The 14,562-nt window shown below is 68.5% G+C and carries 15 protein-coding genes; 9 read left to right on the top strand and 6 right to left on the bottom strand.

Features of this window, described 5'->3' with window-relative positions:
* Nucleotides 1-2: 2 nt before the first annotated feature.
* Nucleotides 3-1,733 (bottom strand): chromosomal replication initiator protein DnaA, encoded by a 1,731-nt coding sequence (gene dnaA / locus OG884_RS16450; protein ID WP_326646226.1) that lies wholly within the window; start codon nucleotides 1,731-1,733, stop codon nucleotides 3-5.
* Nucleotides 1,734-2,266: 533 nt separating this feature from the next.
* On the opposite strand from dnaA, the gene rpmH reads away from it, so the two are divergent.
* The 8 genes from rpmH (at nucleotide 2,267) to OG884_RS16410 (ending at nucleotide 7,716) form a co-directional block, all read left to right on the top strand.
* Complete coding sequence (rpmH, locus tag OG884_RS16445) at nucleotides 2,267-2,404, top strand: 50S ribosomal protein L34 (RefSeq protein ID WP_010849920.1); 138 nt, start codon at nucleotides 2,267-2,269, stop codon at nucleotides 2,402-2,404.
* A 61-nt stretch (nucleotides 2,405-2,465) separates the two neighbouring features.
* The gene (rnpA, locus tag OG884_RS16440) at nucleotides 2,466-2,888 is read left to right on the top strand and encodes a ribonuclease P protein component (protein ID WP_326646225.1); all 423 of its coding nucleotides are present in this window, start codon (nucleotides 2,466-2,468) and stop codon (nucleotides 2,886-2,888) included.
* Nucleotides 2,885-3,166 carry a membrane protein insertion efficiency factor YidD gene (yidD, locus tag OG884_RS16435; RefSeq protein WP_425583256.1) on the top strand — a complete coding sequence of 94 codons (282 nt, stop codon included), beginning with the start codon at nucleotides 2,885-2,887 and terminating at the stop codon, nucleotides 3,164-3,166. The genes rnpA and yidD overlap by 4 nt, the downstream gene beginning before the upstream one ends.
* A gap of 4 nt (nucleotides 3,167-3,170) precedes the next feature.
* A complete protein-coding gene (yidC, locus tag OG884_RS16430) occupies nucleotides 3,171-4,121 on the top strand; it encodes a membrane protein insertase YidC (RefSeq protein WP_326646224.1) in 951 nt (316 codons plus the stop codon).
* Nucleotides 4,122-4,156: 35 nt separating this feature from the next.
* Nucleotides 4,157-4,660, top strand: a complete 504-nt coding sequence (locus tag OG884_RS16425) for a Jag family protein (protein WP_326646223.1) — start codon at nucleotides 4,157-4,159, stop codon at nucleotides 4,658-4,660.
* 191 nt (nucleotides 4,661-4,851) lie between these two features.
* Nucleotides 4,852-5,547, top strand: a complete 696-nt coding sequence (rsmG, locus tag OG884_RS16420; RefSeq protein WP_326646222.1) for a 16S rRNA (guanine(527)-N(7))-methyltransferase RsmG — start codon at nucleotides 4,852-4,854, stop codon at nucleotides 5,545-5,547.
* A gap of 196 nt (nucleotides 5,548-5,743) precedes the next feature.
* Nucleotides 5,744-6,670 carry a ParA family protein gene (locus OG884_RS16415; protein ID WP_326646221.1) on the top strand — a complete coding sequence of 309 codons (927 nt, stop codon included), beginning with the start codon at nucleotides 5,744-5,746 and terminating at the stop codon, nucleotides 6,668-6,670.
* A 71-nt stretch (nucleotides 6,671-6,741) separates the two neighbouring features.
* Nucleotides 6,742-7,716, top strand: a complete 975-nt coding sequence (locus OG884_RS16410; RefSeq protein ID WP_326646220.1) for a ParB/RepB/Spo0J family partition protein — start codon at nucleotides 6,742-6,744, stop codon at nucleotides 7,714-7,716.
* A gap of 515 nt (nucleotides 7,717-8,231) precedes the next feature.
* Here OG884_RS16410 and OG884_RS16405 read toward each other — a convergent pair.
* The 3 genes from OG884_RS16405 to OG884_RS16395 all read right to left on the bottom strand — a co-directional run bounded on the left by OG884_RS16405 (nucleotide 8,232) and on the right by OG884_RS16395 (nucleotide 12,043).
* Entirely contained in the window at nucleotides 8,232-9,290 is a 1,059-nt protein-coding gene (locus tag OG884_RS16405) for a threonine aldolase family protein (RefSeq protein ID WP_326646219.1), read from the bottom strand.
* 391 nt (nucleotides 9,291-9,681) lie between these two features.
* A complete protein-coding gene (locus OG884_RS16400; RefSeq protein ID WP_326646218.1) occupies nucleotides 9,682-10,635 on the bottom strand; it encodes a D-alanine--D-alanine ligase family protein in 954 nt (317 codons plus the stop codon).
* Between the two features lie 175 nt (nucleotides 10,636-10,810).
* Complete coding sequence (locus tag OG884_RS16395; RefSeq protein ID WP_326646937.1) at nucleotides 10,811-12,043, bottom strand: aminotransferase-like domain-containing protein; 1,233 nt, start codon at nucleotides 12,041-12,043, stop codon at nucleotides 10,811-10,813.
* A gap of 298 nt (nucleotides 12,044-12,341) precedes the next feature.
* Here OG884_RS16395 and OG884_RS16390 point away from each other — a divergent pair, with 298 nt between their 5' ends.
* Nucleotides 12,342-12,962, top strand: a complete 621-nt coding sequence (locus tag OG884_RS16390) for a GNAT family N-acetyltransferase (protein WP_326646217.1) — start codon at nucleotides 12,342-12,344, stop codon at nucleotides 12,960-12,962.
* A 220-nt stretch (nucleotides 12,963-13,182) separates the two neighbouring features.
* Here the strand turns inward: OG884_RS16390 and trxA are convergent, their stop codons facing one another.
* Nucleotides 13,183-13,506 carry a thioredoxin gene (trxA, locus tag OG884_RS16385; protein ID WP_326646216.1) on the bottom strand — a complete coding sequence of 108 codons (324 nt, stop codon included), beginning with the start codon at nucleotides 13,504-13,506 and terminating at the stop codon, nucleotides 13,183-13,185.
* 65 nt (nucleotides 13,507-13,571) lie between these two features.
* On the bottom strand, nucleotides 13,572-14,507 hold the full coding sequence (trxB, locus tag OG884_RS16380; RefSeq protein ID WP_326646936.1) for a thioredoxin-disulfide reductase: 936 nt from the start codon (nucleotides 14,505-14,507) through the stop codon (nucleotides 13,572-13,574).
* Nucleotides 14,508-14,562 lie beyond the last annotated feature (55 nt).

Raw genomic sequence — 14,562 nt, 5'->3', positions numbered from 1 at the left:
CCTCACCCATTGCGCGACTGCTGCTTGATCCTGGTGGTGAGTTCGTTGACCTGGTTGTAGATCGAGCGGCGCTCGGCCATCAGGGAGCGGATCTTCCGGTCGGCGTGCATGACCGTGGTGTGGTCGCGGCCGCCGAACTGCTGGCCGATCTTCGGCAGCGACATGTCGGTCAGCTCCCGGCACAGGTACATGGCGATTTGGCGGGCGGTGACCAGGACCCGCGAGCGCGACCCGCCGCACAGGTCGTCGATCGACAGGCCGAAGTAGGCGGCGGTGGAGGCCATGATCGTGGCGACCGTTATCTCCGACCCGGCGTCCTCGGTGATCAGGTCCTTGAGCACGACCTCGGTGAGCTGCAGATCGACCGACTGCCGGTTGAGGCTGGCGAACGCGGTCACCCTTATCAGGGCGCCCTCCAGCTCGCGAATGTTGGTGGAGATGCGGCTGGCGATGTACTCCAGCACCTCGGGCGGCGCGGCCAGGCCCTCCTGGATCGCCTTCTTGCGCAGGATCGCGATCCGGGTCTCCAGCTCGGGCGGCTGGACGTCGGTGATCAGGCCCCACTCGAACCGGTTGCGCAGCCGGTCCTCCAGCGTGACCAGCTGTTTCGGCGCCCGGTCGCTGGAGATGACGATCTGCTTGTTGGAGTTGTGCAGGGTGTTGAAGGTGTGGAAGAACTCCTCCTGCGTCTGCTCCTTGCCCTCCAGGAACTGGATGTCGTCCACCAGCAGGATGTCCACGGCCCGATAGCGACCCCGGAAGTTGTCGGCCTTGTGGTCGCGGATGGAGTTGATGAAGTCGTTGGTGAACTCCTCGGAGCTCACGTACCGCACCCGCGCGCCGTCGTACAGGCTCTGGGCGTAGTGGCCGATCGCGTGCAGCAGGTGGGTCTTGCCCAGACCCGAGTCGCCGTAGATGAACAGCGGGTTGTACGCCTTGGCAGGCGCCTCGGCCACCGCGACCGCGGCCGCGTGGGCGAAACGGTTGCTGGAGCCGATGACGAAGGTCTCGAAGGTGTACTTCGGGTTCAGCCGGGCCGGCTCGCCCTGTGTCCGGCTCCCGCGGCTGTCCCACCTGTTCTGCACACCGCCCGCGCCGGGCACCGCGGGCGCGCCGCGGTCGAAGGAGTCGGGCTCGGGACGCGGCGAGGGCGCGGTGTAGCCGCCGCGGGTGTATCCGGGGCTCTGGTCCCCCGATGAGGGAGCCTGGGACGGCTCTGTGAGGCGGTACGGCTGGGGGGATTCCTCGGCCTGCTGGTACGGGTAGGAGAACGGCTGAGCCTGTGGATATTCGGTGGACGGCTGGGCGGCCGGGTTACCTCCCTGGTAGGGAGGATGAGGCCCGGAACCCCCGTGGTGCTGGGGGTTTGCCGGTTGCGTATAACCCTGCTGGGCCCCGCCGGCCTGTGTATAACCCTGCGGCTGTGCCTGGGGATAAGGGTCCTGGCGAGAGGCGAGTCCGGGCTCGGGACCCGCCGCGCTGGGATCGACCATGACCGCCACCCGCATCGGGCGGCCGAATTCCTGGGAGAGCGCGTGACTGATAAGCGGACGAAGCTTGTTCTCCAGGACGTCTCTGGCGAAATCCGTGGGTGCGGCGAGCACCACCGTGTCGTTCATGAGGCCGAAGGGCCGGGTCATGCTGAGCCAGACCCGCTGCTGAGACGGGACGTTCTCGTTCAGGGAGTTCTCCAGCGCCCTCGCCCAGACCGCGCTGAGGTCCGTTCCGTCCATGGGTCGGCTCCGCTCCTCCCGACGCGGCCCCCGCTGGCCTACCGCGATCTGTTTATCCACATCGATGGCCGCCGGAAGCACCGGATCTCGCCGTTGTCCACAGGCCGGGCGTCCGGTGGCACCTTCGTGGGCACCGTTCGATATCCACACCGAATCCACAGGCTGTGCACAGTCTGTTACCCGCGGTCCGACGCGTCCTCGCAGTGGAGAGAGGGTTCGGAGGAGCCGACGGTAGTCCTGTCCACAGCTGTGCACAAGACGTTGTCCACAGCCTAGTGGCAGTACGGGGGGGACAGAGTGCACATCCTGTGGACGGCGGGGCGCCGGTGGAAAACGTGCCTGTGGAAAGGTGGATAACCTGTACTCGCGCGCTCTGGGACGTTCTCCGGTTTGACCTGGGGCGCGCCTGCCCCGTAACGTACGACGGTCGGCTTGCCACGCGGCGGCTATTTCGCATGCCCCGCATCTGGCAGGCCAGCCACTGTCGAGCGTCCCCATGTGCTGGGGATGCGTCTTGAGCCTGGAGCCCACTCGTGAGCAAGCGTACTTTCCAGCCGAACAACCGCCGTCGTGCGAAGACCCACGGCTTCCGGCTCCGCATGCGCACCCGCGCCGGCCGCGCCATTCTCGCCGCTCGTCGTCGTAAGGGCCGCGCCGAGCTCTCCGCCTGACGCATCCGTTGAGCCCGGTTCGCCGGGCCAAGGCAGCAGAGCCCGTCGCCCGTCGGCAGCGATGCCGACGGGCGACGGGCGTACCTGCCCAGGGTCACCAAGGTCTCTTGTGTTGCCGTCCGGGTCCCGCATGCGCCGGGGCGACGATTTCGCCGACGCGATCAAAAGGGGAAGCCGAGCAGGCCGCCCCACCCTGGTCGCGCATTTCGGCATGCGCGTCGACAGCGACGACCCTCCCCTGGTCGGATTCGTGGTGAGCCGCGCCGTGGGAGGCGCGGTGATCAGAAACCGGGTCAAACGTCAGCTGAGACACCTCATGCGAGACCGTCTCGACCGGCTTCCACGAGGTAGCCTGCTTGTTGTACGCGCCAATCCACCGGCCGCGTCCGCGCGAAGCGAGCGCATTGCCGCCGAACTCGACGTCGCGCTGAATCGTTTACTCAGGCGGCTGGAGCCCCCCGGGGCTCGCATGGATGGGCGATGATGACGGCGCAGCAGACCGCCGGGATTTCTCCGGCTGCCAGGATCCTGATGGCTCCGATCCGGTTCTACCGGGCCTTCGTGAGCCCTCTGCTGGGTCCCCGTTGCCGTTTCCACCCCTCGTGCAGTGCCTACGGTCTCGAAGCCGTGGCCGTTCACGGCGCGCTGCGCGGTACATGGTTGACGATCCGGAGAATCGGGCGTTGCCACCCATTCCATCCCGGAGGCTTTGACCCGGTGCCCCCGCGCCCGGGCCGGTCCGACGAAACGCAAGGGAGCTAGCTCGGTGGAGCTGTCCTGGCTGAACTGGCTTTACACGGCCGTGGCCCAAGTGATCACCTGGATCCACGAGGGCTACAGCACCTTCATTCCGAGGAACAGCGGGCTCAACTGGGCGCTGACCATCATCACGCTCACCGTGCTGATGCGGCTGTTGATCTTCCCGCTCTTCCTCAAGCAGATGCGCTCGTCGAAGAAGATGCAGGAACTGGCGCCCAAGGTCCAGGAGATCCGCAAGCGCTACAAGAACGACAAGCAGCGGATGAACCAGGAGGTCATGGCGCTGTACCAGGGGCAGGGGGCCAACCCGCTGGGTGGTTGCCTGCCGATCGTGGCACAGTTCCCGATCTTCATCTCGATGTTCACCGTGCTCCAGGCCATGGCCAACAGCCCGGTGCCCAAGTTCGGCATGACCCAGCAGATGATGGACAGCGCCAGGGCGGCCCACATCTTCGGCGCGCCGGTCCCGGCGACCTTCTTCACCAGTTCGAGCGACATCATCAAGCTGGGCGCCGACCCGATCATAACCAAGGTCGTGCTCGCCATCTTCGTGGCGATCAGCTCGCTGACCACCTTCCTCACCGTCCGGCAGAGCGTGACCCGCTCGATGGCCCAGATGCCGGACAACCCGATGGCACAGCAGCAGAAGATCCTGATGTACGTCTCGCCGCTGTTCGCCATCTTCTCGCTGAACTTCCCCCTCGGCCTGATCCTCTACTGGGTCACCACGAACCTCTGGACCCTCGGCCAGCAGCACTGGTTCTACAGCCGAAACCCCTCTCCGGTGGTCGACGCGAAGGGCAACGTCACGACCCCCGAGCCCAAGCCGAGCCTGCTGAGCAAGGTCAAGAAGACCGCGCCCGAGCCTGAGGTGCCGTCTGTGCCGGAGCCCAAGGTGGTCCGCCAGCAGCCCACCCGCCAGCCCCGCAGCAAGCGGGCCGGTAGCAAGAAGTCCTGACGTCTCATCCCGACAGCACGAAGGAGTGGCCGGACGTGACCGAGGCCGAGGCCGAGAGGGAGCCCGTGAAGGCGGCTCCCGATCTCGCCGCCCTGGAGCAGGAAGGCGAGATCGCGGCGGACTACGTCGAGGGTCTGCTCGACATCGCCGACATCGACGGTGACATCGACATGGATGTCGAAGGTGATCGCGCGGTGGTGTCGGTGGTCGATATCAAGGGCGGCGATCTGGTCGGCCCCAACGGTGAGGTGCTGGAGGCCATCCAGGAGCTGACCCGCCTCGCGGTCCACCGCCAGACAGGTGAGCGGTCGCGCCTGATGCTCGACATCGGCGGCTACCGTGACCGCCGCCGGAGCGAGCTGCGCGAGCTTGGCACCAAGGTCGCGGCGGACGTCAAGCGGATCGGCGCGCCCAAGTCGCTGCAGCCGATGACCCCGTTCGAGCGGAAGATCGTGCATGACGCCGTCGCGGCGGCGGGCCTGCGGAGCGAGTCCGAGGGCGAGGAGCCCCGCCGTTTCGTGGTGGTCCTCCCCGTCTGACGACGGCGCGGACAAGCAGAGGCCGCCGCTCCTGGTTCTCCAGGGGCGGCGGCCTTTTTCGTGGCCTGTTCCATACGATGTCGGCGGCGGCGTACGAGTTCGGGGCCCGCGCCGTACGGTGCCGTCGAGGCGGGCCGTTAGCCTTAAGACCGGCCTGACCCCGACATTTCCGAGGGAAGAGTGAGCGTCGAGTGAGTGACCAGATCCCTGAGCCGCCCGAGGTCGCGCGCGAGGTGTTCGCCGGTGACGCCTGGGCCAGGGCGGAGGCGTTCGCGGAACTGCTGGCCGGCCCCGGGGTGGTGCGCGGGCTGCTCGGCCCGCGGGAGGTGCCGCGCATCTGGGACCGCCACCTGCTCAATTGCGCGGTGATCGCCGAGGCCGTGCCCGCCGACGCGCGCCTGGTCGACATCGGCTCCGGCGCCGGACTGCCGGGACTGGTCCTGGCGATCGTACGGCCCGACATCACCGTCACCCTCCTGGAGCCGCTTCTTCGCAGGACGGTCTTTCTGGAGGAGTGTGTGGAGTCGCTGAAGCTCGGCAACGTCGAGGTGCTGCGCGGCCGTGCGGAGGAGTTCGCGGGCAGGCGGGAGTTCGACGTCGCCTCCGCCCGTGCGGTGGCGCCGCTCGACCGCCTGCTGAAGTGGGCGCTCCCCCTCTTGCGCGAGGGTGGCGAGCTGCTGGCCATGAAGGGCGAGCGTGCCGCGGAGGAATTGGCGGACGCCGAGCGGCAATTGCGGTCGAGTGGGGTTCAAACCGCTGAGCTCACATCGGTTGGGCACGGTAAGGTCGAGCCGCCCGCAACTCTCATCCGGGTGGTCGCCGGTCGAGCTCCCGAAGGAGCGCGGAAGGCCGCTCGCCGGAAGGATCGCGCCTCGCGAGGCAGGTAACGCGAGGCCAGTAGATAAACCGAGCAAAGCGAGTACGAGGCCAGTGAACGACCGTACAGGTGCGATTGCCAGCGCGACGAGCGGTCTGGGCTGGCCCGAGGATTCGGCCGCTTTGCCACAAGGAAGCCTTTCCGGTCTGGGCTGGCCGGCACCGGCTCCCGGTGCCGCAGTCAGGCCGGTTGAAAGGACGACGACCGTGACCCAGACCCCCCTTAATCCCGGCGACTCGCCGCTGGTACGAGAGGCACTCAGCTCAGTGGTTTCACGTGAAACATCGACCCGGAAGACCAGCGCCGCTCCCAGAGGTTCCACCGGGGTCCGAGATGGAGATTGGCCCCGCCCTCCCAAAACCCGGATCTTCACCGTCGCCAACCAGAAGGGCGGCGTCGGGAAGACGACCACGTCGGTCAACCTGGCGGCGGCGCTGTCCATGCACGGCCAGCGGGTGCTCGTGGTCGACCTCGACCCCCAGGGCAACGCCTCGACGGCCCTGGCCGTCGAGCACCGCGGCGACGTACCGGACATGTACAAGGTGCTCGTGGAGGATATGCCGCTCGCGGAGGTGGTGAAGGAGGTCCCGGACATGCCGGGTCTCTACTGCGCTCCCGCCACGATCGACCTGGCCGGTGCCGAGATCGAGTTGGTCTCCATGGTCGCCCGTGAGGCTCGCCTGCAGCGCGCGCTGACCGCTTACGACGCCGTTGAGTTCGACTACATCCTCATTGACTGCCCTCCCTCGCTCGGCCTGCTGACCGTCAACGCGCTGATGGCCGCGAACGAGTTGCTGATCCCCATCCAGTGCGAGTACTACGCGCTGGAGGGTCTCGGGCAGCTGCTGAGGAACGTGGATCTGGTCCGTGCCCATCTGAACCCCACGCTTGACCTTTCCACCATCCTCATGACGATGTACGACGGACGCACCCGCCTGGCCTCCCAGGTCGCCGACGAGGTCCGCTCCCACTTCGGCGCGACGGTGTTGAGCACGTTGATCCCCCGAAGCGTGCGCGTCTCCGAGGCCCCGAGCTACGGTCAGTCGGTCATGACGTACGACCCGGGCTCCAGCGGCGCGATGGCCTACATGGACGCCGCTCGTGAGATCGCTTATCGAGGTGTGGCCGTATGAGCACCGCGAACCCCGTGGCCGTGGCCGCGGACATGCCAGTGAGGGCGACACCTTGAGCCTCGGGAGGGGCAGTGAGTAAGCAGCCGAGAGGGCTGGGCAGGGGACTGGGGGCCCTCATCCCGACGGGCCCGGCCGTCGTCGCCGAGACACCCGCGTCGATGACCGTGACGATGGTCGCCCCGGAGCCGGTGGTACCGGAGCAGCCGGGCCCCAAGCCCGTCGCGGGGGCCTACTTCCTGGAGATCCCGGTCGAGGACATCGCGCCCAACCCGCGCCAGCCTCGCGACGTCTTCGACGAGGAGACCCTGAGGGAGCTGGCCACCTCGATCGGTGAGGTCGGCCTGCTCCAGCCGGTCGTGGTGCGCGCGACGGGCGATGGAGGCTACGAGCTGGTCATGGGCGAGCGTCGTTGGCGCGCTTCCAAGCTCGCCGGGCTCTCCAAGATCCCCGCGATCGTGCGGAGCACCCAGGAGGACAAGCTCCTGCTCGACGCGCTCATCGAGAATCTCCAGCGCGAGCAGCTCAACGCCCTGGAGGAGGCGGCGGCCTACCGGCAACTGCTCGACGACTTCGGCGCGACCCACGAGCAGCTGGCCACCCGCGTCGGCCGTTCCCGTTCACACGTGACCAACACGCTGCGCCTGCTGAACCTGCCGGCCGGAGTACAGCTCAAGGTCGCGGCGGGAACGATCAGCGCGGGCCACGCGCGGGCTCTGCTCGGCCTGAACGACCCCGCCGCCCAGGAGCATCTCGCCCACCGGATCACGGCCGAGCTGCTGTCGGTCCGCGCGGTCGAGGAGATCGTGGCCGTGGGCGACGCCAAGGCCGCCCCGGCTCCGACTCCGAGAGCTCCCCGGGCCAAGCCCGCCGAGGAGCCCGCCCTCCGGCACCTGGCAGACCGTCTCTCCGACCGCTTCGAGACCCGGGTGAAGGTCGACTTCGGCCGACGTAAGGGACGCATCGTGGTGGAGTTCGCGACCATCGACGACCTGGAGCGCATCATCGACACGATGGCTCCGGGATCGCTGAAGGTGGCGGAAGGATGATTTCTCGCCGACCTGGGAGGGCTCGTGCACGCGGGCCCATGGCGCACCCGTTGTGAGCCGGTGAATCCCCGGATGGCTCTTCGCTCGAACGGCCTCCCTGTTTCACGTGAAACAGGGAGGCCGTTCTCGTACTCCCGGACACTCCCCCCGTTCCCCGCCCGACGCCCCCTTGGCCGTCGTACGCCACCTCGATGACCGAGTGAAGCCCCCCGAGTCGGCGCGCTTCACCGTGCACGCACGTGAAGCCTCAGGGCCGTGTGGCCGCCAAGCGCTCCGGCCTCGACATCGGCGCACCGAGGTCGGCCGGGGGCGATGCGGCCGTGACCCTCGCTGTCGCCCCGACGGAGACGCTGCCGTTTCACGTGAAACATCGAGCGCCGATCGGCGCGGGCGGGTCGTCCGCCGTACGGAAACGCCGAGGTTCACATTCGGAGGATGACGGACCCGCGCGGCGGCGGGCCGTGTTTACAGACCCGCGCGGCGGCGGGCCGTGTTTCACGTGAAACGGCCGCCACTCAGGAGCCGGCCGCTCCCTGGACGGCGAGACGGATGTCGGCGAGGAAGGCGTCGACCTGCTCGGGGGTGGTGTCAAAGGAGGTCACCCAGCGGACCACGCTCTCGGCCGCGTCCCAGACATGGAAGAGATAGCGCTGCTGCAGCTCCGCGACGACCTTCTCCGGGAGGGCGGGGAAGACGGCGTTGGACTGCACCGGGTAGCGCAGGGAGACGCCGGGTAGGTCGGCGACGCCCGCTGCCAGGCGGTGGGCCATGGCGTTCGCGTGCGCGGCGTTCTCGCGCCAGAGGTCATCGGTGAGGAGTGCGGTCAGCTGGGCGGAGACGAAGCGCATCTTGGAAGCGAGCTGCATTCCCTGCTTGCGCAGGAACGGTGTCGGGGCGTCCAGTTCCGGGCGGAGGACCACGAGCGCCTCGGCGCCCATGGCGCCGTTCTTGGTGCCGCCGAAGCTGAGCAGGTCCACCCCCGCGTCCGTGCTGAGAGAGCGGAGCGAGCAGCCAAGTTCGGCCGCCGCGTTGGCCAGCCGGGCGCCGTCCATGTGCAGGAAGAGGCCGTGCGCGTGCGCGAACTCCGCGAGCTCGGTGATCTCGTCGGCGGTGTAGCAGGTGCCGCACTCGGTCACCTGGGAGATGGAGACGACCCTGGGCTGGGAGTGGTGCGCATCCCCCAGCACGGACAGCAGGCCCCGGACGTCGTCCACGGAGATCTTGCCGTCATCGGTGGGGACGGTGACCAGCTTGACGCCGAGCACGCGTTCGGCCGCGCCGCACTCATTGGTGTTGATGTGGGCGGTGACCGGGCAGATCACCGCGTCGTACGGCCGTAGCGCGAGCCCCAGTCCCACAACGTTGGCTCCGGTGCCGTTGAACATCGGGTAGGTGGTCGCCTGGGTGCCGAACTCGGCGCGGAAGGCGTCCTCCATCGCGGTGGTCCAGACGTCCTCGCCGTAAGCGGGGGCATCTCCGGTGTTCGCTTCGATGACGGCGGTGAGGACCGCAGGATGCACGCCCGCGTGGTTGTCGCTGGCGAAGCTCTTGGGGAATGAGGTGGAGGTCAGCACACGGCCAGCGTAGGGGGCGGCCCGCTCGTCGGTACGGCCCCCGTCCGAACCGTCGCGGACCGCCGGCTGGTTTCCCGCCGGCCTTGGGGCCGGCCCTCCAGCGGGCCGTCGCGGACCTCTGGTCGGCTTCCCGCCGACCTGGGTCCAGCCCTTCGGTGGGCCGTTGCGGACCGCCGACCGGCTTCTCATCGGGTCTTGGGGCCCCGGCCCTCCAGCGGGCCGCCGACCGGCTTCCCGCCCTCGGCCTTCGTGCCCTCACCGGCCCTCGATCGGCTGATGATCGGGCCGGTTCTCCTGGCCGGACGGTCCCGTCAGGGCCGCTCCCGTCAGGGCCGCTCCAGGCCCCGCCCGGACCCTGTCGCGCTTCGGACTCCCGGGGAGCGAGCAGAGGTCAGGCGCCGCGGGCGGCGGCCTGTTCGAGGAGGATCCGGCAGAGGGTGCCGAGGTCGTCGCCGGCGGCCTCCGCGGCCATGGGGAGGAGGGACGTCTCGGTCATGCCGGGGGCGACGTTGACTTCGAGGAAGTGGGGCAGACCGTCCGCGTCGACGATCAGGTCGGTGCGGGAGATGTCCCGGAGACCGAGGGCGGTGTGCGCGGTCACGGCCATCTCGGCGCAGGCCGCGGAGACCTCGGGTGAGAGGCGGGCAGGGGCGAAGAACTCGGTGTGCCCGGCGGTGTAGCGGGCCGCGTAGTCGTACACGCCCTCGTTCGGGACGATCTCCACGGGAGGCAGGGCCACCGGCCCGTTCCCGAGGTCGACCACGGAGACGGCGACCTCGACACCGTCGACGCAGCGTTCGATCAGCGCGGTGTCGCCGTAGGCGAAGCACCCGACCATGGCGGCGGGAAGTTCCTCCGCACTGCGGACTATCGACGCGCCGAGCGCGGAGCCGCCGCGGGACGGCTTGACGAACAGGGGCAGGCCGAGGCGCTCCACGATGCGGGCCAGCACCGCGGAGGCGCCGAGGTCGTGAAAGGTCTCCTTGGGCAGCGTCACCGATTCGGGGGTGCGCAGGCCGAAGGAGCGGACGACTGTCTTGGCGGTTGGCTTGTCGTAGGCGACCCGGCAGGCGTCGGGGCCGGCGCCGACGTAGGGGACGGAGAGGAGTTCGAGCACCGTACGGATGGCGCCGTCCTCGCCCGCGCCGCCGTGAAGGGTGACGAAGACCGCGTCCGGCGGGTCCGCGAGCACGGAGGGAACCAGTGACGCGTCGGTGTCGCGGGTCTCCACGGAGATGCCCGCTCCGCGCAGCACCTCGCTCACCCGCCGGCCGGAACGCAGCGAGACCTCCCGCTCGTAGGAGAGTCCGCCCGCCAGGACGAGCACATGGCCCAGGTCACTCATCCGATATACCTCTCATCAAGGCCCGCTCCGGGCCTGTCCTGTCGCTCTCGTCGCGCGCGGCCCGGGACCGGCTGGATCACCGCGCACCGGCACAGGAAGTCACCGTACGGCACCGGTAGGGGAGAACTCATCCCGGCGGGTGTCCCGTTTCGCGGGACACCCGCCGGGTGGTGGGTTACGCGAGGTCCGGGCCCGGAGTGTCGACTCCGATGCGGTCCGGGGACGAGCCGGTTCCGAACGTGTCGCGGACGCGGAGCTCCTGCTCGATCACCCCGGCCAGGCGGCGGACGCCCTCGCGGATGCGGTCGGGCTCCGGATAGCAGTAGGAGAGCCGCATGTTCCGCGCTCCGCCGCCGTCGGCGAAGAAACCTGTGCCCGGCACGAAGGCCACCCGCTCGGCGACCGCGCGGGGCAGGAGCGCCTTGGAGTCGAGCCCCTCGGGGAGGGTGGCCCAGACGAAGAACCCGCCGGCGGGGCGGGTCCAGGTGACGCCGGGGGGCATCAGGGCCTCCAGCGAGGTGAGCATGGTGTCGCGGCGCTCGCGGTAGAGCTCTATGAACGACTTGATCTGCTCACGCCAGGGCTGGGTGGCGAGATACTGGCCGACGGCCAGCTGGGTGAAGGAGGAGTGCGACAGAACCGCGGACTCCATCGCCAGCACCAGCTTCTCGCGGACGGCGTGCGGGGCGAGCGCCCAGCCGACCCGGAAACCGGGGGCCAGGGTCTTGGAGAAGGAGCCGAGGTAGACCACGCCGTCGGCGTTGTCGGCGCGCAGCGTCCGCATGGGCTCGCCGTCGAAGCCGAGCATGCCGTACGGGTTGTCCTCGACGATCAGCACGTCGGCCCGCTGACAGATCTCCAGGACCTGCTGTCTGCGCGCGGCGTTGAGCGTCACCCCGGCGGGGTTCTGGAACGTGGGGATCGTGTAGAGGAACTTGATCCGGTTGCCCGCGCTCTGCAGGGCGTAGATGGTCTGGGCCAGCGATTCGGGGACGATTCCCTCGCTGTCCATCGCGATGTGGATGACGTTGGCCTGGTATGCGGAGAACGTGCCCAGGGCTCCGACGTAGGAGGGGCCCTCGGCGAGCACGACGTCACCCGGGTCGATGAAGATCCGGGTGATCAGGTCGAGGGCCTGCTGGGAGCCGACCGTCACGACGACGTCGTCGGCGTTGGCCTCGATCCCCTCCATCCGCATGACGTCGCAGATCTGCTCGCGCAGGTGCGGGTCGCCCTGGCCGGAGCCGTACTGGAGCGCGACGGGACCGCGCTTGGCGACCAGGTCGGCGACCAGCTCCCCCACCACGTCCAGGGGCAGGGCGGTGACGTACGGCATCCCGCCGGCGAGCGAGACCACCTCGGGCCTCGACGCGACGGAGAAAAGAGCTCGAACCTCGGAGGCGACCATCCCGGTTGCTCGTGCCGCGTACCGGTCGACATAGGCGTCGATGCGCGATCCCTGGGTCGGAGCGATGGCCTGACCGTGATCTTTATCCTGGGGCACGGTCCACCTCCTAGCTTGTGTGGAGCACAATGCGCTCATATTAGAGAAACCAGGTTACGTCAGAGGCTGCAGTCGTCTGAGTGTGGGGACGGGACCTCCTGAAACCAGGACCCGCACTGGGCTACGATGCCAGCTGGAGACGCCGTTTTCGCGCGTTTTTCGCCATGGCTTGCACTCGTCTCGCCAGGATTGGGGCCAACAGGTGTCGCGTCGGCTGGCAAACGTCACCCTCGACAATCTCGACGACCTGCCGCGCCGCTGCCGCCGGTGCGTCTTCTGGGAGCTCGATCCCGTCAACGCGGATCGGGCGGTGAAGGCCGGTGATCCGGGGCTGGAGAAGGAGGCGTGGATCTCCTCCACGCTGCTGGAGTGGGGAAGCTGCGGCAAGATCGTCTATGTGGACGGGGTGGCGGCCGGTTTCGTGCTCTACGCGCCGCCGCACTACGTGCCGCGCTCGGTGGCCTTCCCGACCTCGCCGGTCAGTGCGGACGCGGTGCTGCTGATGACCGCGCACATCATCCCGGAGTTCTCCGGGGGCGGCCTGGGCCGGATGCTGGTCCAGGGGGTGGCCAAGGATCTGACCCGGCGCGGGGTGCGGGCGATCGAGGCGTTCGGCGACCTGAAGTGGGAGCAGCCGGGCGCGTGCCTGATGCCCGCCGACTACCTGCTCTCGGTGGGTTTCAAGACGGTCCGTCCGCACCTGCGTTTCCCCCGCCTCCGCCTGGAGCTCAAGAACGCCGTCTCGTGGCGTGAGGACGTCGAGGTGGCACTGGAGAGGCTCCTTGGGTCCATGAGTCCGGAGAGGGCCCTGCGGCCTGTCTGAGACCCTCTGGAGCCCCGTACGGCACCATCTGGAGCCTGCACGGCACCCCCTGGAGTCCGCGCGCTCCCCCCATGACCGCGACCTGGAGAGCCGAGGTCCGGCACGTCCGGCGCATGTGAAAGCCCCCCGCGGTGAGACGGGGGGCTTTCTGTGGGTGGGTGTGCCGCTCGGAAGCGGGTGATACGGCGGGCGCCGTGGGGGGCGGCCGGCCGCAGGGGGCCTAGATGATGCCCTCGAGCTCGCGAAGCAGCATGGCCTTCGGCTTGGCGCCGATGATCTGCTTCACAACCTCTCCGTTCTTATAGACGTTCAGGGTGGGAATCTGGAGTACGCCGTAATTCGTGGCCGTTGCCGGATTCTCGTCGATGTTCAGCTTGACGATGGTCAGCCTCTCGGCCTGCTCACCGGCGATCTCCTCCAGGATCGGCGCCACCTGCCGGCACGGGCCGCACCACTCGGCCCAGAAGTCGACGATCACAGGCTTGTCGCTCTTGAGGACGTCGGCCTCGAAGCTGGCGTCGGTCACGTTCTTGATGGTGCCCAATGTCCTGCTCTCCCTCTGTACCTGATGCGTAACCTGATGCCTGATGTCTGTCTCGCGGACCGGCGTCACTCGCCGTCGTGATCGGCCAGCCAGCGCTCGGAGTCGAGTGAGGCGGCGCAGCCGGTGCCCGCGGCGGTGATCGCCTGCCGGTAGGTGTGGTCGACGGCGTCGCCCGCGGCGAAGACGCCGTCGAGGTTGGTGCGGGTCGAGGGGGCGTCGACCTTGATGTAGCCCTCGTCGTCGAGCTCCACCTGGCCCTTGACGAGCTCGGTGCGGGGGTCGTGCCCGATCGCGATGAACAGGCCGGTGGCCGCCAGCTCGGACTCCTCGCCGGTCTTGAGGTTGCGCAGGCGAACCCCGCTCACCTTGTTCTCGCCCAGCACGTCGACGACCTCGCTGTCCCAGACGAAGCGGATCTTCTCGTTGGCGAACGCGCGGTCCTGCATGATCTTGCTGGCGCGCAGCTCGTCACGGCGGTGCACGACGGTCACCGAGGAGGCGAACCGGGTGAGGAAGGTGGCCTCCTCCATGGCGGTGTCGCCGCCGCCGACGACCACGATGTCCTGGCCACGGAAGAAGAAGCCGTCACAGGTGGCGCACCAGGACACGCCGTGGCCGGACAGACGCTTCTCGTTGGGCACGCCCAGCTCGCGGTAGCCGGAGCCGGTGGCCAGGATGACGGACCTGGCGTAGAAGGTGTCGGTGACGGTCTTGACGACCTTGGGGCTGGCGGTCAGGTCGACCTCCACTACATCGTCGGCGATCAGCTCGGCACCGAACCGCTCGGCCTGCTTGCGCAGCCCGTCCATCAGGTCGGGGCCCATGATGCCGTCGGGGAAGCCCGGGAAGTTCTCAACCTCGGTGGTGTTCATCAGGGCGCCACCGGCGGTGACGGATCCCTCGAAGACCAGCGGGTTGAGGTCGGCACGCGCGGAGTACACAGCGGATGTGTAACCGGCGGGACCCGATCCAATGATGATTACATTCCGGACGTCCATCAGTGCTCGTGCCTCTCCTCTGTCGATGCCACCGGCGTCAACAGATCCTAGGCGCAGG

Source organism: Streptosporangium sp. NBC_01755, from assembly GCF_035917995.1.
GTDB lineage: Bacteria > Actinomycetota > Actinomycetes > Streptosporangiales > Streptosporangiaceae > Streptosporangium.
The sequence above is the reverse complement of the archived record's forward strand: the minus strand, read 5'-3'. Positions and strand labels throughout refer to the sequence as shown.

Bases quoted from the DNA above. Each gene is read 5' to 3' on its own strand.
- yidD (WP_425583256.1), top strand. From the start codon at position 2,885: ATGATGACGGCGCAGCAGACCGCCGGGATTTCTCCGGCTGCCAGGATC.
- dnaA (WP_326646226.1), bottom strand. From the start codon at position 1,733: ATGGACGGAACGGACCTCAGCGCGGTCTGGGCGAGGGCGCTGGAGAAC.
- OG884_RS16400 (WP_326646218.1), bottom strand. From the start codon at position 10,635: ATGAGTGACCTGGGCCATGTGCTCGTCCTGGCGGGCGGACTCTCCTAC.
- rnpA (WP_326646225.1), top strand. From the start codon at position 2,466: ATGCCGACGGGCGACGGGCGTACCTGCCCAGGGTCACCAAGGTCTCTT.
- OG884_RS16395 (WP_326646937.1), bottom strand. From the start codon at position 12,043: ATGGTCGCCTCCGAGGTTCGAGCTCTTTTCTCCGTCGCGTCGAGGCCC.